The organism is Vreelandella titanicae BH1, assembly GCF_000336575.1.
Taxonomy (GTDB): Bacteria; Pseudomonadota; Gammaproteobacteria; order Pseudomonadales; family Halomonadaceae; genus Vreelandella; species Vreelandella titanicae.
Genome location: NZ_AOPO01000002.1, coordinates 326216 through 343876, shown reverse-complemented (window position 1 = coordinate 343876; position 17661 = coordinate 326216). Strand labels below are relative to the sequence as shown.

Here is a 17661-nt window from a genome sequence, read left to right as displayed (position 1 = left end):
CTATTCTATCAATCCTTACCTAACGGTGTCCGTGCGGCCGCCCAAATATCAACACGTTTGGCACCTGCCTCCAGCGCAGCGCGCCCTAATGCGTTGCCTGTGGATCCGGTGGTGACCACATCATCGATTATTAACAAATGCGCCGGAGGCGGTGATTCAAAGACAAAGGCACCCGCCAGGTTGGCAGCCCGTTGGCGGCGGTTCAACGTGCGCTGGGAGGGGGAATCCTTTATCCGTTTGGCCGACACCATTGGAATTCCAAGCTGGCGGCTGAGATGTTCGGCCAACCAGTGCGACTGGTTAAATCCTCGGGTGCGTGCATGCGTGGGAGTCATAGGCACCGATAGAAGTGCGTTTCCCAGGTCTATCGGCGGGATTAAGAGCATCAATTCAGCCAATAGCGTGCCCGCCCGCGGAGAAGCATGAAATTTAAAATCATGCACCAACTGTTTGATCGACCCTTGATACAACAACCCCGCTTGGGTGGTCGAAAATGCCGGTGGGTCAACTAAGCAGTGCCCACACAAGCTCGCACCATGAGCAACTGGGTCACCGCATTGGCGACAGGCATGTAGGTTCCACGGCAGCTCGTACAAACAGGTTGCGCACCACCCTTGCCCTGCGGATGCCGGCGCCAAACAAAATGCGCAGTAGCCGGGCATGGCCTGCTTTGCCCAATTACTACCCCACTGTAGCCACCCCTTTAATGCCATGCCCTCTCCTGACTGCCATATGCATTAATATCAAATCATTGATTGACTTCTATCACAAAGTTGATAATATACGCCTCGTCTTAGCGGATGTGGTGGAATTGGTAGACACGCTAGATTTAGGTTCTAGTGCCGTAAGGTGTGGGAGTTCGAGTCTCCCCATCCGCACCAATTACTTGTTAGTTTTCAAGAAGTTAGCACAACCCCTCTTGTATTTTGAATAGCTTCCAAACAGCTTGATGTTAGCGCTACCTGGATAGCTTTCTGGTCAGTATTCTTCGCAAAACACCTTCTCTTCGTTTGAAAAATACCCATGGCTTAATGCCATTTTTTTGTGTGTCTGTTATTTGCTCAATACTACCTCTATCAAAGGCCGATTTGGCTGACTTACCCCCACTTTTCCGCTAGTCTCTATTCCTAAATAATGCTACCCAACCTCCCTCAATGGCTATCCTCAAAAGCCCGCGTCAGGGATTAACACCAATAACAATGAGAAGGATCTCATATAATGGAATGGCTCAACGATAATGCTCAGGCAATCTCGGCTGTAGCGAGCATTTGCACACTCTTTGTATGGGTATTTTACGCCCAGCTACTTTATAACGGCTATGTACGACAGCGTCGCCCCCGCGTGATCATTAATCGCGGCAAAGGTATCGGCGTGGACTCCATCTGCTTAATCAGCAATATGAGCAGCGAAGCGATCTATGTTCAACACCTGGTAGCGGTACTGCATACCCAAAAGGGCAGTTACTCCCTTGACGTAGTGGAGTACCAGCAGCACGGTGGTGAACAGCAAACGGGTAGCCAACAAGGTGAGCAACAAGAACCCAGCTACCGCACTCATCAAGGCCCGCTAGCTTCCGGGGATTATCTGAACATTCAATCGTTTGGTGATATTGTGAATCAGGTTAAAGATTATTGGGAAATCGATGATAATCTACTGCAAGAGCAGAATATTCAGCTTGAAATTCGCGTTATCGCTATTTATGGCTCCGAGGATATGCCGACAGGCGCGTCACGAACCTTTAACCTCGACCTTAGCGCGCCACCCAATCATCAGCTTATCCCGGCGAGCGTCGATACGGATCGACTCAATAGCCGTGGCCAACGCAAGCGTGTGCTGGAGTGGGCAAAAGAGATCGAGACCCATAAAGCACGCTAAATAAACGCTATTGTTAAGCAGCGACGCCCCATTACCGAGACTATCGACGATGCATAAACTGTTAACCCTCTGCTGGCTTGGCCTACTCACTACGGTCTCGACGAATGTGTATGCCGAAGAGGAAGATAGTGACTTACCCGAGTGGGCGGAAGAGCGCATTGAGCCGTTTCGTGAAAGCGTAGGCAACTGGGTTGATAACACGTCGCGCCGCATCGATGGATTCTTTGGCACTGACGACCATATGCAGGTCAACAACGAGTCCTATCTGCGTTTCGGCCAAGAGATTGATTGGATGGAGGGGGATGGCACCCGCGGCGACACCACCCTTCGTTACCGTATTGACCTACCTACCTCAGAGGATCGCCTGCGACTGGTCATCGAGAGTGACCCGGAAGAGTCGCAAGGCACCCTAGAAGAGCAGGGCTCTGGGCGCCTTGCCAATGACCAGCGTGACCGTCGCAGCTCTACGCTCGGCCTGGATTGGTTAGAAAGCCGTGATAAACGCGAAAACTGGAGCAATCGAGTAGGTGCCGGTGTTCGCCTGCGCCTCCCTCTTGACCCCTACGTGCGTTTTACCAGCGAGCGCCTGTGGCAACTGGGTGAAGGGCCGTGGCAGCTTGAGTCAAATAACCGCGTCTCATGGTTCAACAATGAAGGCTACTCAGCGCGCACACGCTGGGATGTCGGCCGACCGTTGAGCAAACGCCGCCATTTACGCTTTATCTCTACAGTTCAGTGGCGCGAGGAAGAAGACAAACTGGAGTACAGTGAGGTTGCCGAAATCAATCACCGTATCAACCGCCGCAGTGCACTGCGCTACTCGGCGATAGCCATCGGTGAAAGCGCGTCCAATCCTCGCATGACCAATTACTATCTTCAGACGCGCTACCGCCGCGATCTTCATAAAGGTATTTTATTCGCCGATGTGATTCCGGAGCTACATTTCCAGCGCGATGTCAGCTACGACCCACGCTGGGCGATGACCCTGCGCCTTGAGATGTACTTTCAGCGCAAAATTAACCGCGACTACTTTTAAGCGTTATGTACAGATGAGTGAGTTCACGCGCTCATCTACACACACAACGCGGGCGGCCTTTTAGAGCCGCCCATCTATGCAACACGCCTTTGTCTTACCACGGCAAAGAAACTACAGTCGTAAACCGCCGTCACACTCAATGATGCGCCCAGTGAAGTAGTCGTTCTCCATAATAAAGGCAACGCTTTGGGCAATATTATCGGGCTCACCCAAACGCTTTAACGGCACGCTTGACGAGATACGCTCCAACATATCAGGACGCATCGCAGCGGTCATTTCGGTAGCCACAAACCCAGGCGCTACGGTGCCGGTACGAATACCATAGCGTGCCAACTCCTGGCTCCAAGTGACGGTCAACGCATGTACGCCCGCTTTTGCGGCAGCGTAATTGCTTTGCCCCATATTGCCTGCCCGGGAAATACTGGAGATATTGACGATCACGCCTTCATGCCCGGCTTCAATCATCTGGGTGGCGGCTTCGCGACCACATAGGAAAACGCCAGTTAAATTGACATTAATAACGTTTTGCCAAGCCTCTAAGGACATGCGCTTTTCCACTTGCCCCTCTTTGGCTTTTACCAGCAGCGCATCCTGGGTAATGCCTGCATTATTGACACAACCGCTGATAGGCCCCATGCGTTGCGCGATATCGGCAAACGCCTGAGTCACGGAGGCTTCTTCGGCGACATTCACCACAAACGCCTGGGCATCGATACCTTCAGCGGCAAGTTGCGATACTGCCTGATCAAGCGCTTCAGCGCTCATATCCAATAGCGCCATGCGTGCACCTTGCCTGCCCAAGCGCAGCGCCATGGCATAACCCAACCCTCGCGCCCCACCCGTGACTGCAATGACTTTATCGGTAAGTACCATTCGTGACTCCTTACAAAAGATTAAAGCAGCTTCATTGTGCATCGCAGCATAGAAGAATTATGGACATAAATCGAGCTACATCATCGCTGGAATACGTCATGTCAGCTGCTTGCTATTTATATTTATGTCACCATATTACGCATTTACGACTGTTATCGAGTCGCTTTTTCGGGAGTTAGCCATGCCTATTCTTATTTTTATATCACTTTTCACTCTACTGGATTTTGTGGTTCTGTTTTCGATTGGCAGCCAGATCGGCCTACTCACCACCCTACTTTTAGTGCTCGGCACAGGTTTTGCCGGGCTACATCTGATTCGTAAAGAGGGTGTATCCACCTTTGCGCGGGCACGCCAGCGCATGGAGGCTGGTGAACTCCCCTCCAGTGAGCTATTAACTGGCGCTGCACTTATCTTCGGCGGTGCCTTATTAATGGCCCCAGGCTTTTTGTCTGATGCAGTAGGCTTGGCATGCTTGATCCCCAGCGCGCGGCAATTGATGTTCAAAGCACTTACCTGGCTGGGGCTTAAAAAAGTTGCCGGACAACAGCAAGGCCCCAGCGCTTCATCAGCTCGGCCCAATGAATATCAAAACAGCCAGTCTTCACAACAGGATGGCCCGATTGAAGGTGATTTTATTAGTCGAGATGAGCCCCCACGCCGTCGCTGAGGTTTTCTTCGGAAGAAATTCAGCGGAAAAGCAATTTTTTTATTACTCTCCCCCTTGAAAGGCCATTCGCAGCCCCCATTTTTCATTCAGCACACAAATTCGGTAGCGATCGAGACGGTAGCTGCCATTAACAAAGAAGACCGTGAGGTCTTCACTTCTCGCGGGTTACTCCCTCGAGAACACTTTTAGGCTAACCGCCCTCACCAGGGCTTCAACCATACTCAGGAGAACGTGAATGAATATCCGTCCTTTGCACGATCGTGTCATCGTCCGTCGCGTTGAAGAAGAGCAAAAAACCGCAGGCGGCATCGTGCTTCCGGGCAATGCAGCAGAAAAACCGACACGCGGTGAAATACTCGCCGTCGGTAATGGTCGCATTCTGGAAAATGGCGATGTCCGTCCGCTAGACGTTAAGGTTGGCGATAACGTGATCTTTAAAGATGGCTATGGCGTCGAGAAGCAAAAAATCGACGGCGAAGAAGTCTTGATCATGAGCGAAGCCGATATTCTTGCCGTTGTTGAAGGCTAAGCATCGTTGCAGCTGGTACTTATTTAACCAGTGCTTCGACTATTTACTTTCACGTTTTTGCATTCAATATTAGGAAGTAGCAGATATGTCAGCTAAACAAGTTAAGTTCTCCGATGATGCTCGTAAACGCATGGCCCGCGGTGTCGACGTTCTCGCCAACGCGGTAAAAGTTACCCTCGGCCCGAAAGGCCGTAACGTAGTACTGGAAAAATCTTTCGGCTCCCCCACCGTTACTAAAGACGGTGTTTCTGTTGCCAAAGAGATCGAACTGAAAGACAAGTTCGAAAACATGGGCGCGCAAATGGTGAAAGAAGTCGCTTCACAGACTTCTGACGCTGCAGGCGATGGCACGACTACCGCTACTGTTCTGGCCCAGGCCATTATCGCTGAAGGCCTGAAAGGCGTGACGGCGGGCATGAACCCGATGGATCTTAAGCGCGGCATCGACCAAGCGGTCAACGCCGCGGTTAAAGAAATCAAAGCCATGTCGGTACCTTGCACCGATACCAAGTCGATTGCTCAGGTAGGCACTATCTCTGCAAACGGCGACAAACGCATCGGTGAAATCATCGCCGAAGCGATGGAAAAAGTCGGCAAAGAAGGCGTCATCACTGTTGATGAAGGCCGTGGCTTTGAAGACGAGCTGGAAGTCGTTGAAGGTATGCAGTTTGACCGCGGCTACCTCTCGCCCTACTTCGTTACCAACCAGGACACCATGACGGTTGAACTGGAAGATCCCTACATCCTGCTAGTGGATAAAAAGATCTCCAACATCCGTGAGCTGCTGCCGATTCTCGAAGCTGTTGCCAAGCAAGGCAAGCCACTGGCCATCATCGCTGAAGATATCGAAGGCGAAGCCCTGGCAACGTTGGTTGTAAACAACATGCGCGGTATCGTTAAAGTAGCCGCTGCTAAAGCACCGGGCTTCGGCGACCGTCGTAAGTCCATGCTGCAGGATATCGCTATTCTGACTAACGGCACGGTCATTTCTGAAGAAGTCGGCCTGACGCTTGAGCAAGCCAACCTGGATCACCTGGGTACTGCTAAGCGCATGACGATGTCTAAAGAAAACACCACTATCATCGATGGTGCTGGTGCAGAAGGCGATATCGAAGCACGCGTTAGCCAGATCCGCGCGCAAATCGAAGACACCTCTTCTGACTACGACAAAGAGAAACTGCAAGAGCGCGTTGCCAAACTGGCAGGCGGTGTTGCCGTTATCCGCGTCGGTGCTGCCACCGAAGTGGAAATGAAAGAGAAGAAAGCCCGTGTTGAAGACGCTCTGCACTCTACTCGTGCAGCCGTTGAAGAAGGCGTGGTGCCAGGTGGCGGTACAGCACTAGTTCGCGTAATGGCCAAAGTACAGGGCCTTACTGGCGATAACGAAGACCAGAATCACGGTATCAACATGGCGCTACGCGCTATGCAGTCACCACTGCGTCAAATCGTTTCCAACGCTGGTGAAGAGCCTGCCGTTGTGATTAACCGTGTGAAAGATGGCGAAGGCAACTTCGGCTACAACGCACAAACCGGTGAGTATGGCGACCTGTTTGAAATGGGCGTCCTGGATCCAGCGAAAGTAACCCGTACTGCACTGCAGTCCGCTGGTTCTGTTGCTGGCCTGATGATCACCACTGAGTGCATGATCGCAGAAGACCCTGAAGAGAAAGACTCTGCACCTGATATGGGTGGCATGGGCGGAATGGGTGGTATGGGCGGCATGATGTAATGCACCCCTGAGCCCTTCGCTCTATCGACGGCTAGCATTTAGCTGTCAACAAGAACCCCGCCTTGTGCGGGGTTCTTGCGTTTTGAGGCGCCTACAGGCGTGAGGTTGTCGATAGCGTTTTGTCAGCCATTTCCAGGGCCGAACGTGCTACTATCTGGGCGATTTTTTTAAGCTACATTTTCACTACTGGGCACCAGCGCATGTTGCAGCATATCCGTATCGTACTCGTTCAGACCTTCCATCCCGGCAATATCGGCGCTGCCGCGCGAGCCATGAAAACCATGGGCCTGACCGAGCTGGTGCTGGTTAATCCGCGCCTATTCCCCGATGAAGAAGCAAATCGGCTAGCGGCGGGTGCCACTGATGTCCTGGAGAGTGCGCGGGTGGTTACCTCGCTGGAGGAAGCCGTTAACGACTGCGTGCAGGTCGTGGGTGCCAGTGCACGCTTGCGCAGCCTGCCCCTTCCCCACTTTGACGAACCTGATGAGATGGCAACAGACGTCATCCAGAACGCTCAAACGGCGCCGGTGGCACTGGTGTTTGGGCGTGAACGTTCGGGGCTGACTAACGATGAGATTCGCTGCTGCACGCATCAGGTCAGCATTCCTGCCAACCCTGATTACGGTATTCTGAATCTATCCCAGGCGGTACAGATACTCGCTTATGAAGTACATCGCGCCTGGCGTAAAGGTGATGGGAGCGGTTTTACTTATCAGCGCCCGCTAGAGGCAACGCCACCCAGCCGCGAACAGTTCTTACACTTTCAAGCGCATCTGGGCCGCTTAATGCAGGAAAGTGGCTTTTTAACCCAGCCCCACGCCCGCACTGAAGAGCAACTTCAGGCGCTCTTCGCCCGTGCTCAACCCAGCCGCAAAGAGCTTTCGCTTCTGCGGGGGCTATTAAGCGCGTTTGAAAGCCATCTGCCTAAATAGTGATAGAGTTAAAGCGACTAAAAAGGGACAACCAAGTTGTCCCTTTTTAGTTTGAAGATAAGGCTTTTAGAGCATCATTGCCGCTAGCCAGCCAAAGCCGACTAACGGAATGTTGTAGTGCAGAAACGTTGGCACCACGCTGTCCCACATATGATCGTGCTGACGGTCAACGTTAAGGCCTGAAGTGGGGCCCAGGGTAGAGTCAGAGGCAGGCGAGCCTGCATCACCCAACGCCGCTGCCGTACCCACCAGCACCACCGTGGCCATGGGAGAGAAGCCAAACTGTACCGCCAAGGGCACAAAGATGGCAGCAATAATGGGAATGGTTGAGAACGACGAGCCGATACCCAGGGTAATGAATAGCCCTACCAACAGCATCACCAGCGCCGCTAGCCCACGGTTATCGCCAAAGAGTGAAAAAGCTCCTGACACCAGGGCATCAATCTCTCCCGTGGTTTTCATGACCTCGGCAAAGCCCGCTGCGGAGATCATGATAAAACCAATCAGCGCCATCATGCGCATACCGCTGGTAAATAGATCGTCAGCTTCGCGCCACTTAAAGATGCCCCCCATTGAAAGCAGGCCAATCCCTACCAAGCCCCCCAGTATCATTGAGCCACTGTAAAGCTGGAGGCCGAGCGCTGCGACGATTGCCACCCCCGACATCACAAGCCCCAGCCTATGCGGTTTGGCGGGCGTATGGCCTTCGGCAACGTTGGCGTTAGCGATATCTTCGGCTTGATACTCACGCGGGCGGCGGTAACTCCAAAATAGCGCAACGATTAGCCCCAGTGCCATCCCCCCTACCGGTACTGCCATGGCCAGCGGCACCATGCCACGGGTGATCTCTAAACCCAGCGGTTCCCCAGCGCTATTTAAGTTGGCCAAAAGAATATCGTTTAGAAAGATCGCCCCAAACCCTACCGGCAGCAGCATATAAGGGGCCGTTAAACCAAAGGTGAGCGCACAGGCCACCGCGCGTCGATCCAACTTTAAGCGGTTCATCACGGTTAATAGCGGCGGAATCAGCACCGGTATAAAGGCAATATGTACCGGGATAGCGTTCTGAGAAGAAATAGCCACCAACAACACAGCCGTTAGCAACAGCATTTTGACCCGCGTCTGCTGCGCAACGGTTGCCTCTTTTTTACCCAGCAGCGTAATCAAACGATTAGCCAGCATATCCGGTAGCCCAGAGCGAGAGATCGCCACAGCGAAGGCCCCCAAAGTGGCGTAGGCCAGCGCCACCTGGGCCCCGCCGCCCACGCCTGTATTAAAGGCTTCCAGAGTTTGTTCTAGTGACAACCCGCCCACTAAACCGCCGACTAAAGCGCCCACCACTAACGCAAATACCACCGAGACACGCGCCAGCGATAGCGCCACCATCACCAGCACCGCAAGAATTACTGCATTCATGAAAATCCTTAGAGCTATTGAGAGGTCATTAACGGCGAAGGGGGCGGATTTTAGCAGATTAATAGCATAAAACTAATACTGCCTTACTTACCTATTCCTAGCTTCTAAAAGCGCACAACGCATGCGATAGTGAGCTAACTGTTAGCCTGCCAACAAAGAGAACATCATGGCCTTCGTTCTTCGCCACTCACTGCTGCTGATTATATTGGGAAGCTTGGTTATTTCCACGGCCATGGGCTTACGCCATGGTTTCGGGCTCTTTATGGAGCCCCTCAGCAGCGAGCTCGGCTGGGGGCGTGGTGTATTTGCTTTTGCACTAGCCTTACAAAACCTGGTTTGGGGCTTATCGCAACCCTTTACCGGGGCGCTCGCGGATCGCTTCGGTGCGGCCAGGATTATCGTTGTTGGCGGCTTGCTGTATGCCTTGGGGCTGCTGTTTATGAGCCTCTCTACGTCAGAACTAGGCATGACGGTCAGCGCCGGGCTGTTGATTGGCCTTGGCCTCTCCGGTACCACATTCTCGGTTATTTTAGGTGCTGTGGGGCGCGCAGTGGCGCCTGAAAAACGCAGTATGGCCATGGGGATCGTTAGCGCAGCGGGCTCGTTTGGGCAATTTGCCATGCTGCCTGGCACTCTGGGTTTGCTCGAGTGGCTCGGCTGGGCCGCAGCGCTGATGGCGATGGCAGCTATCGCGACCATCATTCTGCCCCTGGGGGCAATGCTGCGCGACAAGCCCTCCGCCAAAACGGCATCCGATTTAAGCCTCAAAGATGCGCTCAACGAAGCAGCAGGCCAAAAAGGCTTCTGGCTACTCTGTTTAGGCTTTTTTGTCTGTGGCTTTCAGGTGGTGTTCATTGCCGTGCACCTCCCCGGCTACTTATTCGATAACGGCCTGGCGGTAAAGGTGGGTACGACGGTACTGGCCTTAGTGGGACTGTTTAATATTGTTGGCACTTATACCGCGGGTTGGATGGGCGGCATCTGGTCAAAACCCAAGCTGCTAACCTGGCTCTATTTGATTCGCGGCGTAGTGATTACGGCGTTTGTTTATTTGCCGTTAAGCCCAACCAGCGCTTACCTATTTGGTATCGTCATGGGGCTTCTATGGCTCTCTACCGTACCATTAACCAACGGCATTGTGGCTTCCGTGTTTGGTGTTCGTCACCTCTCCATGCTGGGCGGCATCGTATTTCTGTTTCACCAGTTAGGCTCTTTTATGGGTGTATGGCTGGGTGGCTATTTTTATGACCTTACTGGCAACTACAATACGGTCTGGCAAATTGCTATTGTGCTCTCGGTCGTCGCTGCTGCACTGCATTGGTTTATCAATGAAAAGCCGCTCGAGCGCTCGCAGTCAACAACGGTGATCCCATGACACGCAATAATTTACTCAAGGCCATGGTGGCAACTCTGCTGTTTACCTGTTTAATGCTCGCATGGTGGGGCTGGCACAGGTTAGACCCATCGCTGCTGCTATTAGGTAGCCGGCTTTGTTAAATGCACTCACGCTCATCTTTATGCGCAGGATCAACTTTTTGGATACTCTTTCCTTCTACACTCTGGCATTAATGAGATAGTGCTTCAGCGCTGCTATCCCCCTGACTCGTGGAAAATTTAATGGATCTTGTGGTATCGCTCGCTCGCCAACTTAAAGATAGCCTGCGCGACCTTGCGCCGGTGGTATTGGTGATGGCATTTTTCCAGTTAGTGGTGATTCGCCAGCCACTGCCCGACTCTCTCGCCTTGATGGACCTGGCCTTAGGCCTAGTGTTTGTTGTTTTAGGTCTGACCCTTTTTATTAAAGGGCTTGAGCTGGGACTATTCCCATTGGGCGAGAACCTAGCGCGAGCATTCGTAAAAAAAGGCTCAATAACATGGCTACTGGTGTTTGCTTTTGCACTGGGGCTTGGCTCTACCGTCGCCGAGCCAGCCTTGATCGCCATCGCTGCCCGAGCGGCTGAAGTTGTTGCCCAAGGCGGACTTATCGATAACAGCGTTAGTGCACAAAACAGCTTTGCCTTTGCGCTTCGCATGGTAGTGGCAGCGTCTGTGGGTTTAGCGGTAGTCATAGGCGTGGTACGCATTTTTAAAGGCTGGCCGCTACATTTAATGATTATTGCTGGCTACGTGCTAGTGCTGTTGTTAACCCTGCTCGCCCCCGCAGAGATGGTTGGCATTGCCTATGACTCTGGCGGTGTCACAACCTCTACCATCACGGTGCCGCTGGTGACAGCATTGGGCGTAGGCTTGGCGTCTTCAATCAAAGGCCGCAGCCCGATGCTCGATGGTTTTGGGCTGATTGCATTGGCATCAGTGATGCCGATTATTTTTGTGCTGATATTTGGCATTGTTGGCATTCACCTGATACCAGGAGTCGATCCATGACCCTTATCACCACTTTTTGGGGAACGCTGCTGGATATTTTGCCTATCGCTGCAATCGTTTTCGGCTTCCAATACTTGGTCATCCGCAAACCTGTAAAGCGTCTGCCGCAGGTCTTGGTTGGTTTTCTTATGGTTTGGGTGGGGCTGTCGTTTTTTTTAGTCGGCCTGGAACAAGCACTGTTTCCAATGGGTGAGTTAATGGCCACCCAGCTCACCAACCATGATTTTTTGCCAAGCTTAACCGAGGGAGCCCAGCGGCATTGGAGTGACTACTACTGGGTATATATCTTCGCCTTTGCTATTGGCGCCAGTACTACCATTGCCGAGCCATCGCTCATTGCAGTTTCGCTGAAAGCAGGCGAGATTTCCGGTGGCACGATTGATCCCTTGATGCTGCGCATTGCGGTTGCACTCGGTATGGCCTTTGGGATCACCCTAGGTACTTGGCGTATTGTGATGGGCTGGCCTTTACAGTGGTTCGTTTTCGCCGCTTACTTGCTGGTCATTGTTCAAACCCTGCGCTCGCCCAGATCCATCATTCCGCTGGCATTCGACTCGGGCGGCGTCACAACGTCAACTATTACCGTACCGATTATTGCTGCGTTAGGCTTAGGCCTTGCAACTGAAATCCCTGGGCGCAGCCCGGTAATGGATGGGTTCGGGATGATCGCGCTTGCCTGTTTATTCCCCATCATTACCGTGATGGGCTACGCCCAAATTGCTCAATGGCGAGCCACGCGGACACGCTCAGCAAATGACTTACCCTCTTGTAAAGCAAGTGGTTAGGAAAAGGAGATCACGATGCGCTTTAAACTGATAGTTGCCATGGTGGAAGACGAATTAACCGACTCTATTCTTGAAGCCGCTCGCCACGCGGGCTCTACCGGCGCCACGGTGATCAATAACGCCCGCGGGGAAGGGCTTAATAAAGCGCAAGGCATTTTTGGCATGGAGATTACCGCGCAGCGGGATATGCTTCTGTTCCTGGCAGAAGAGCACCGCAGCCGCCACATTCTCGAGGCGATCGCCCAAGTAGGCGAATTTGATGAGACCCCCGGTACAGGTATCGCCTTTCAATTGGACGTCGAAGACGCTGTGGGCGTTAAAAATCAGATCAAATCGCTTTCTGATTCTGCGGATCAAGCTTAGCTATATAGGGGATGCTAGTCTTGGGCTTCAACACATGCGCCAGCGACGCCACTGGCGCAGCAACAGGCTGTGCTTGGGCGAGCAAAGCATCGCCACCACTAAAATGATACCCACCGTTACCAAACCCGCCACGATGGTAGGGAAGGAGAAGTCGCATTCTCTTGCGCTTTGGCACTGGGCGCTTCGGTACAGGCTAGTGCAGCACTCAGCCATAGCGGTAGGCTCAAGGCCATACCAGATTGCGCTTACTCATTGTCTCTCCTTTTTTGTACATGACCGATAAGTAGACTGCAGCTCAACAAGAAAGCATTGTGCAAATAGTTTAGCCTTGGCTAACAATATTGCACAAAAATACGTTACTATCCCAGCGACTATCCAATGATTGTTCCCACTGCTTCCGATATAATTTACCAATGACTGATTCTAATCCGAACGCCTCATTGACTGCCCCAAGCATTCCTGGAGATGCCCTGCCCCCTGTGGAGCAGCATGCCCAGCAGTATGCAACGGTGCGAAATGCCCACGAAACCGAACTGATTGAAGACTACGTTGAGCTAATTGGCGACCTGCTGGCCCACCGCGGCGAAGCGCGCGCGGCGGACATTGCCAGCCGTATGGCGGTCAGCCAGGCGACGGTTTCAAAAATGATTCGGCGTTTAAATGAGCTGGAGTTGGTTACTAGCAAGCCATATCGCTCGCTGTTTCTAACCGAAGCGGGTCAAAAAATGGCGGAAACGTCACGCGCTCGCCACGATATCGTGCTGCACTTTTTACGCGCCCTTGGGGTGAGAGATGCGACTGCGCGTATTGACGCTGAAGGCATGGAGCACCATGTGAGCGACGAAACCCTCGCCATTATGCAGCGCTTTACCGAGCAGCAGCAAAACAGCTAACCCCACTACTCCTCATCAGTGGGAAAACGCAATTGATTCACCTGGGTGATGGCGCCGTTCCAAATCATTTCCAAATAAGTGGTTTGGATAATGTCAGCAACGCAGCTTGGTGTCATCAGCGCCCAGTAGTTACTAGTTTAATAAAAAGTATCTGCAAACACAGTTTTTTACTCTTATTGATCAACCTTCTGTTACCTTGACGGGCATCCCCAACCGCCCGATGCCCGGCAATTTCAAAGCGGGTCGCATAACATCGATACCAAAGCTCAAGCCCAGGAGGTTAAGTTCAATGCCCTCCTCAAGCGCCAACATAATGCCAACCACCCCACCCAAAGACAGCTGGTAACCGCTGCCACTGGGCGCAGCAGCAAAAACGCCATTGAAAATATAATCCTTACCAATAGCAGTTACCGGGAGCGTCACCTCAAAGCCTGGCACTTCGCGTATAACCCAGGCAATAAAGCTATTGCTGTTCGGGCCAGGCCACACTCGATAAAGCTCAGCTTGTGGGTAGTCAGCGGCGGCGGCCTCTATCTGCGGTATTATCTGTGCAGCCGCCTCGCCGCGATAGTCAGCCAACAGTGTAGGAGGACTGCCAAACCAGGCTCGATCAGGCGTGTCGATTGAAGACACCACCGTGGGACGCCGCCAGCTCAACACCTGATGCAGTCGGTAACTATCGGCGTTTTCAGTCTTGGTCGCAATCCAGATATGCTCGCCAAACGCTCCGCGCCAGTTATAAGCCCGGGCTGAATATACCTGAACGACGGCTTCAGCGTTCACCGCTGGATCAGGCGCTATGCCAGCAGATGACCGATCCAGCGACGACCAATGCCCATCGGTCGCCACCTGATTACTCGCCAATAGCCAAACAGGCCCCGCTAACAGCAACGCTAACAGCGCCACTAGACTATGAAGCCAACGCATTAGCATTTTCATCGCATTATCCGTAATTGGAGATTATCTGCTTATTACCGCGATAGCTCAATGGGTGCAAGTATAGATTCCAACGACGCCATGTGCTCTATAGAGTATGATCAACAGTACAGTAAGCTACTTTTCAGGCACCACTTAAAAAATTAAAGAAAAATTTATACCAAAAAAAACCCTCCAATATTTATGGAGGGTTTATATTTTATGAACCTTATACAGAGTCAACAACATTTCATTTTATTGATCAAGATCTCTCGGGCTTTGCAATACCTATTAGCAAGGCTAACTTATAAGTAGTTGAGTAAATCTTAAAGTAATAACACAACAAATATGCCAAAAACTTTCTAGAAAATGAGAGTCCTTTTCTACCAAAAATATTTAACTGTCTTCGTGGAGGAAAATAGCCTTTAAGAAGAATTAAAAAAAAAGTATTTTTAGAAGCGTTATTTTTATTGCATACTTCCCCACCGATCACCCTTTTGCGTTTTTTTAGCATAGCTTTCATATCGGCACGAGCAGGATGATTTACAATAACGTCTGGAGCATACTCAATAGATATACCTTTATCTTTTGCTCGCCAGCCCCACTCATTATCGCCTCCTGACATTAATGTATCGTTAAAAAGCCCAACCGTCTCAAAGTGTTTCGCCAATGTAATCATATTGGCAGTTGCTGCTCCTCCAGTCTGAGCATATTTTTCCTGATCAAAGGCAAAAGCCTTCTCATAAATTTCGACTAGGGTGAGCTTATCAGACTTAAAAAAAAGCTCTATTTTTCCTGCTATTCGCTCTACACCTTTATCAAAATGGTTAACAGCAGCTTCCAACCAGTAAGGATCCGGAATACAATCAGAATCAGTAAAAGCAATAATTTCACCTTTCGCCAATTTTAAAGCTGCATTTCTTGCAGCATATGATCCCGGCTTTCCCTCTTTAATGATACAGAAATTGTGAGGCAAAGAGAAATCAACAGGTGGTGTATCTTCTGGTGCATTATTTACAATAATAACTTCAAAATCATCCTGGGGAAATGTTTGGTTTTTCAAAGCATTAACACACAGCTTCAATCGAGCCCAATCATGATAAGTAGGCACAATTACTGAAGCTCTTGGGCTGCGAACCTTCGTAACCCCACCTGCATCCTCTATCGCACTTTTACATTTCACCGCTTTTTCAAATTCATAAATGGACATTTAGTTGCTCTCCCCGTAATTATTAAAAACCTGAAAAATTGACGTCTGATGCTCAAGCGAAGCTTTCAGGCTTGGGGTGATATATTCCAGATAATTTCGTGTCAGGTGGTGGGTATCAGACCACATCAATCTTTCATCAAAATATGCCGGACATAATCCCTCAACACAAATTAATTCGGTAAAGTCTATTGAGATAAACAGAGGTATTTCACCTACATACGCATCTGCAGGATTAACAGATAGCAACACCTCTTCAATGGGTCGAGCGCATAGGCTTGCCTCATGACGGTTCTTCCAAACGCAATAGCTTGGATCACTTTCAAACCAAGGGTTATCTCTTATACCCATTACAGGAATACCTAAAGCAGATATTTCCTTCCATTTTTCCACATGTCCAGAAGGAACAAACTCAACAGGATTCCCTACTACTAATCTATTCTCACGGGGACGATTCGACCTCGTCGAGTTTGTTATAACAAGATCAGGGGACAGGTCACTTAAATAATCAACGATATTTTCATTCCATAACTTACAAGTATCATTACCTTCCACAATTTCATAGCCAAGGGAACAAGAATTCTTTATGATACTTACCACTTTAAATCCATATTCATTCCCTAGACTCGAGAAAAAAGGTTCCCACTGACCTATATGCGACCCGCCTACGAGTGCGACTACATTTCCTGAAGAGGTATCTCCAAAATCACAAGATGAAATTTTGGACTCTGTAATGACCGTAGCACAACCATTATCTCTGTCCATGGTCTCGCCTAAGTCATTAGAAATGGCGGTAACATACCAATAGTTCAAATTGGAAGCATCGTCTTGTATAGAAATCTCATCGCCCTCGAATGCAGATCTTTTAAAATCAACTTTTACATCATGCAGATTTTCAATATAGTATTTAGCACCCAACCCAAGCGTAACCGAAGGAATGAAAAATGAAAAACCTGCAATATAGGCGATCCAAACCCTAGACTTGGGTATTTTCCTAAAAGGCTTTTCAATCAACCAGGTCGTAATAATAGCCAGCAAAACTCCTAATACAACAATGGTCATACCTTTTACAACGCCTAAGTTTGTTGTTTCATAATAGTGCTGAAAAAAAACCAATATCGGCCAGTGCCAAAGGTAAATGGTAAAAGACATGGCACCCAACATGACAAGATATCGATTTGACAATAACCTGTTCACCAGTGTACGTTTTTCAGATTCGTTTCCTGAAATGATGATAAAAGCAGCTGAAACAACAGGAAATAGCGCGACATATCCAGGGAAATTCCAGTCGCTAGGAAATGCTATACCGATGCTAAAGAGAATAAAAATACCTAGAAAAGAGATGATTGATGCCGTTTTTTTATTCAACTTAATATAAGGGATAAATATAGCAACCAAGGCACCGGCTAGAAACTCCCAGACTCTTCCTAAAGGATTAAAATAGGCTGTGTTAGGAGTAAAATGCGTAGAGACCAACGAGTAAACAAAAGAAATAAAAAAAACTATAGAAACTCCCAACATTAAAGGTATCAATGATTTCATTTTGTTTGAAATATACAATAGTGGCCCAATAAGCAAAGGGAGAAAGGCATAGAATTGCACTTGAATTGATAGTGCCCAATACTGTTGAAAAGGGCTTGCTGGGTCTCCAATTTGTAAGTAATCAACCTCTCTTCTTATTAGCAATAAGTTTTCTAAATGCCCTGCGCTAAAAATAAATTCATGTATTGTAGCCACCCAGTAAACAGGTGGTACGAAAAAATAACTGAGAATGAAAGTCGTTAAGAGTACAACATAAGCGGATGGAGCCACCCGTTTAATAATTCCTCCCCAAAAATGAAAGGGCTTTATATTACCATCCCTTGCATACTGACGAAGCAACATTCCGGTCATTAGAAAACCAGATACAACGAAAAATACATCGACACCTCCAGATACCTTCTGAAACCAGATATGGAAAACAAGCACCAGTATCGCGCCGATGGCACGAACTCCTTGAATATCCTTACGATACTTGTTATCGAGAGTATAAACATCAAACGTTTTGTTCACTTCT

Annotated in this window: 19 protein-coding genes and 1 tRNA gene; 13 read left to right on the top strand and 7 right to left on the bottom strand. The window is 50.0% G+C overall.

Translation table 11 applies throughout. From position 1 onward, the window contains the following. Nucleotides 1–8: 8 nt before the first annotated feature. Nucleotides 9–713: a ComFC family protein gene (locus tag HALTITAN_RS06055; RefSeq protein ID WP_039858340.1), complete on the bottom strand. Its 705-nt coding sequence runs from the start codon at nt 711–713 to the stop codon at nt 9–11. Nucleotides 714–796: 83 nt separating this feature from the next. On the opposite strand from HALTITAN_RS06055, the gene HALTITAN_RS06050 reads away from it, so the two are divergent. The 3 genes from HALTITAN_RS06050 (at nt 797) to HALTITAN_RS06040 (ending at nt 2911) form a co-directional block, all read left to right on the top strand. Next, a tRNA-Leu gene (locus HALTITAN_RS06050) sits at nt 797–881 on the top strand. Nucleotides 882–1218: 337 nt separating this feature from the next. Continuing rightward, on the top strand, nt 1219–1875 hold the full coding sequence (locus HALTITAN_RS06045; RefSeq protein WP_009286565.1) for a hypothetical protein: 657 nt from the start codon (nt 1219–1221) through the stop codon (nt 1873–1875). Nucleotides 1876–1924: 49 nt separating this feature from the next. Continuing rightward, nucleotides 1925–2911, top strand: a complete 987-nt coding sequence (locus HALTITAN_RS06040; RefSeq protein ID WP_039858339.1) for a hypothetical protein — start codon at nt 1925–1927, stop codon at nt 2909–2911. Between the two features lie 111 nt (nt 2912–3022). Here HALTITAN_RS06040 and HALTITAN_RS06035 read toward each other — a convergent pair whose 3' ends face one another. Beyond that, complete coding sequence (locus HALTITAN_RS06035) at nt 3023–3784, bottom strand: SDR family oxidoreductase (protein WP_039858337.1); 762 nt, start codon at nt 3782–3784, stop codon at nt 3023–3025. A 181-nt stretch (nt 3785–3965) separates the two neighbouring features. Here HALTITAN_RS06035 and HALTITAN_RS06030 point away from each other — a divergent pair, with 181 nt between their 5' ends. The 4 genes from HALTITAN_RS06030 (at nt 3966) to HALTITAN_RS06015 (ending at nt 7641) form a co-directional block, all read left to right on the top strand. Beyond that, a complete protein-coding gene (locus tag HALTITAN_RS06030) occupies nt 3966–4451 on the top strand; it encodes an FxsA family protein (RefSeq protein WP_039858336.1) in 486 nt (161 codons plus the stop codon). A 235-nt stretch (nt 4452–4686) separates the two neighbouring features. Then, the gene (locus tag HALTITAN_RS06025; protein ID WP_027959273.1) at nt 4687–4980 is read left to right on the top strand and encodes a co-chaperone GroES; all 294 of its coding nucleotides are present in this window, start codon (nt 4687–4689) and stop codon (nt 4978–4980) included. 85 nt (nt 4981–5065) lie between these two features. Continuing rightward, entirely contained in the window at nt 5066–6709 is a 1644-nt protein-coding gene (gene groL / locus HALTITAN_RS06020) for a chaperonin GroEL (RefSeq protein WP_039858335.1), read from the top strand. A 200-nt stretch (nt 6710–6909) separates the two neighbouring features. Continuing rightward, nucleotides 6910–7641 carry an RNA methyltransferase gene (locus HALTITAN_RS06015; RefSeq protein ID WP_027959272.1) on the top strand — a complete coding sequence of 244 codons (732 nt, stop codon included), beginning with the start codon at nt 6910–6912 and terminating at the stop codon, nt 7639–7641. Nucleotides 7642–7707: 66 nt separating this feature from the next. Here HALTITAN_RS06015 and HALTITAN_RS06010 read toward each other — a convergent pair whose 3' ends face one another. Further along, nucleotides 7708–9057, bottom strand: coding sequence for a Na+/H+ antiporter family protein (locus HALTITAN_RS06010; protein WP_027959271.1), 1350 nt, complete (start codon nt 9055–9057; stop codon nt 7708–7710). A 166-nt stretch (nt 9058–9223) separates the two neighbouring features. On the opposite strand from HALTITAN_RS06010, the gene HALTITAN_RS06005 reads away from it, so the two are divergent. From HALTITAN_RS06005 to HALTITAN_RS05990, 5 genes are all read left to right on the top strand, one after another. Beyond that, entirely contained in the window at nt 9224–10432 is a 1209-nt protein-coding gene (locus HALTITAN_RS06005) for an MFS transporter (protein WP_039858333.1), read from the top strand. Beyond that, nucleotides 10429–10554 carry a hypothetical protein gene (locus HALTITAN_RS26180; RefSeq protein ID WP_268871412.1) on the top strand — a complete coding sequence of 42 codons (126 nt, stop codon included), beginning with the start codon at nt 10429–10431 and terminating at the stop codon, nt 10552–10554. The genes HALTITAN_RS06005 and HALTITAN_RS26180 overlap by 4 nt, the downstream gene beginning before the upstream one ends. A gap of 120 nt (nt 10555–10674) precedes the next feature. Beyond that, a complete protein-coding gene (locus tag HALTITAN_RS06000; RefSeq protein ID WP_083868713.1) occupies nt 10675–11442 on the top strand; it encodes a DUF1538 domain-containing protein in 768 nt (255 codons plus the stop codon). Then, nucleotides 11439–12227, top strand: coding sequence for a Na,Li,K/H(+) antiporter subunit UmpB (umpB, locus tag HALTITAN_RS05995; protein WP_009286562.1), 789 nt, complete (start codon nt 11439–11441; stop codon nt 12225–12227). Before HALTITAN_RS06000 ends, umpB begins: the two co-directional genes overlap by 4 nt. 15 nt (nt 12228–12242) lie before the next feature. Next, complete coding sequence (locus HALTITAN_RS05990; RefSeq protein ID WP_027959268.1) at nt 12243–12590, top strand: P-II family nitrogen regulator; 348 nt, start codon at nt 12243–12245, stop codon at nt 12588–12590. Between the two features lie 27 nt (nt 12591–12617). On the opposite strand, the gene HALTITAN_RS25275 is transcribed toward HALTITAN_RS05990, so the two are convergent. Further along, nucleotides 12618–12803 carry a hypothetical protein gene (locus tag HALTITAN_RS25275; protein ID WP_152419232.1) on the bottom strand — a complete coding sequence of 62 codons (186 nt, stop codon included), beginning with the start codon at nt 12801–12803 and terminating at the stop codon, nt 12618–12620. 200 nt (nt 12804–13003) lie between these two features. On the opposite strand from HALTITAN_RS25275, the gene mntR reads away from it, so the two are divergent. Beyond that, on the top strand, nt 13004–13483 hold the full coding sequence (mntR, locus tag HALTITAN_RS05985; RefSeq protein WP_022523680.1) for a manganese-binding transcriptional regulator MntR: 480 nt from the start codon (nt 13004–13006) through the stop codon (nt 13481–13483). A gap of 180 nt (nt 13484–13663) precedes the next feature. Here the strand turns inward: mntR and HALTITAN_RS05980 are convergent, their stop codons facing one another. From HALTITAN_RS05980 to HALTITAN_RS05970, 3 genes are all read right to left on the bottom strand, one after another. Continuing rightward, a complete protein-coding gene (locus HALTITAN_RS05980) occupies nt 13664–14422 on the bottom strand; it encodes a DUF3750 domain-containing protein (RefSeq protein WP_009286560.1) in 759 nt (252 codons plus the stop codon). Between the two features lie 238 nt (nt 14423–14660). Beyond that, nucleotides 14661–15608 (bottom strand): glycosyltransferase family 2 protein, encoded by a 948-nt coding sequence (locus HALTITAN_RS05975; RefSeq protein WP_009286559.1) that lies wholly within the window; start codon nt 15606–15608, stop codon nt 14661–14663. Continuing rightward, entirely contained in the window at nt 15609–17657 is a 2049-nt protein-coding gene (locus tag HALTITAN_RS05970; protein ID WP_039858331.1) for an acyltransferase family protein, read from the bottom strand. It lies immediately after the preceding gene. Between the last annotated feature and the right edge of the window lie 4 nt (nt 17658–17661).

Bases quoted from the DNA above. Each gene is read 5' to 3' on its own strand.
- HALTITAN_RS06055 (WP_039858340.1), bottom strand. From the start codon at position 713: ATGGCATTAAAGGGGTGGCTACAGTGGGGTAGTAATTGGGCAAAGCAG.
- HALTITAN_RS06045 (WP_009286565.1), top strand. From the start codon at position 1,219: ATGGAATGGCTCAACGATAATGCTCAGGCAATCTCGGCTGTAGCGAGC.
- HALTITAN_RS06040 (WP_039858339.1), top strand. From the start codon at position 1,925: ATGCATAAACTGTTAACCCTCTGCTGGCTTGGCCTACTCACTACGGTC.
- HALTITAN_RS06035 (WP_039858337.1), bottom strand. From the start codon at position 3,784: ATGGTACTTACCGATAAAGTCATTGCAGTCACGGGTGGGGCGCGAGGG.
- HALTITAN_RS06030 (WP_039858336.1), top strand. From the start codon at position 3,966: ATGCCTATTCTTATTTTTATATCACTTTTCACTCTACTGGATTTTGTG.
- HALTITAN_RS06025 (WP_027959273.1), top strand. From the start codon at position 4,687: ATGAATATCCGTCCTTTGCACGATCGTGTCATCGTCCGTCGCGTTGAA.
- groL (WP_039858335.1), top strand. From the start codon at position 5,066: ATGTCAGCTAAACAAGTTAAGTTCTCCGATGATGCTCGTAAACGCATG.
- HALTITAN_RS06015 (WP_027959272.1), top strand. From the start codon at position 6,910: ATGTTGCAGCATATCCGTATCGTACTCGTTCAGACCTTCCATCCCGGC.
- HALTITAN_RS06010 (WP_027959271.1), bottom strand. From the start codon at position 9,057: ATGAATGCAGTAATTCTTGCGGTGCTGGTGATGGTGGCGCTATCGCTG.
- HALTITAN_RS06005 (WP_039858333.1), top strand. From the start codon at position 9,224: ATGGCCTTCGTTCTTCGCCACTCACTGCTGCTGATTATATTGGGAAGC.
- HALTITAN_RS26180 (WP_268871412.1), top strand. From the start codon at position 10,429: ATGACACGCAATAATTTACTCAAGGCCATGGTGGCAACTCTGCTGTTT.
- HALTITAN_RS06000 (WP_083868713.1), top strand. From the start codon at position 10,675: ATGGATCTTGTGGTATCGCTCGCTCGCCAACTTAAAGATAGCCTGCGC.
- umpB (WP_009286562.1), top strand. From the start codon at position 11,439: ATGACCCTTATCACCACTTTTTGGGGAACGCTGCTGGATATTTTGCCT.
- HALTITAN_RS05990 (WP_027959268.1), top strand. From the start codon at position 12,243: ATGCGCTTTAAACTGATAGTTGCCATGGTGGAAGACGAATTAACCGAC.
- HALTITAN_RS25275 (WP_152419232.1), bottom strand. From the start codon at position 12,803: ATGGCTGAGTGCTGCACTAGCCTGTACCGAAGCGCCCAGTGCCAAAGC.
- mntR (WP_022523680.1), top strand. From the start codon at position 13,004: ATGACTGATTCTAATCCGAACGCCTCATTGACTGCCCCAAGCATTCCT.
- HALTITAN_RS05980 (WP_009286560.1), bottom strand. From the start codon at position 14,422: ATGAAAATGCTAATGCGTTGGCTTCATAGTCTAGTGGCGCTGTTAGCG.
- HALTITAN_RS05975 (WP_009286559.1), bottom strand. From the start codon at position 15,608: ATGTCCATTTATGAATTTGAAAAAGCGGTGAAATGTAAAAGTGCGATA.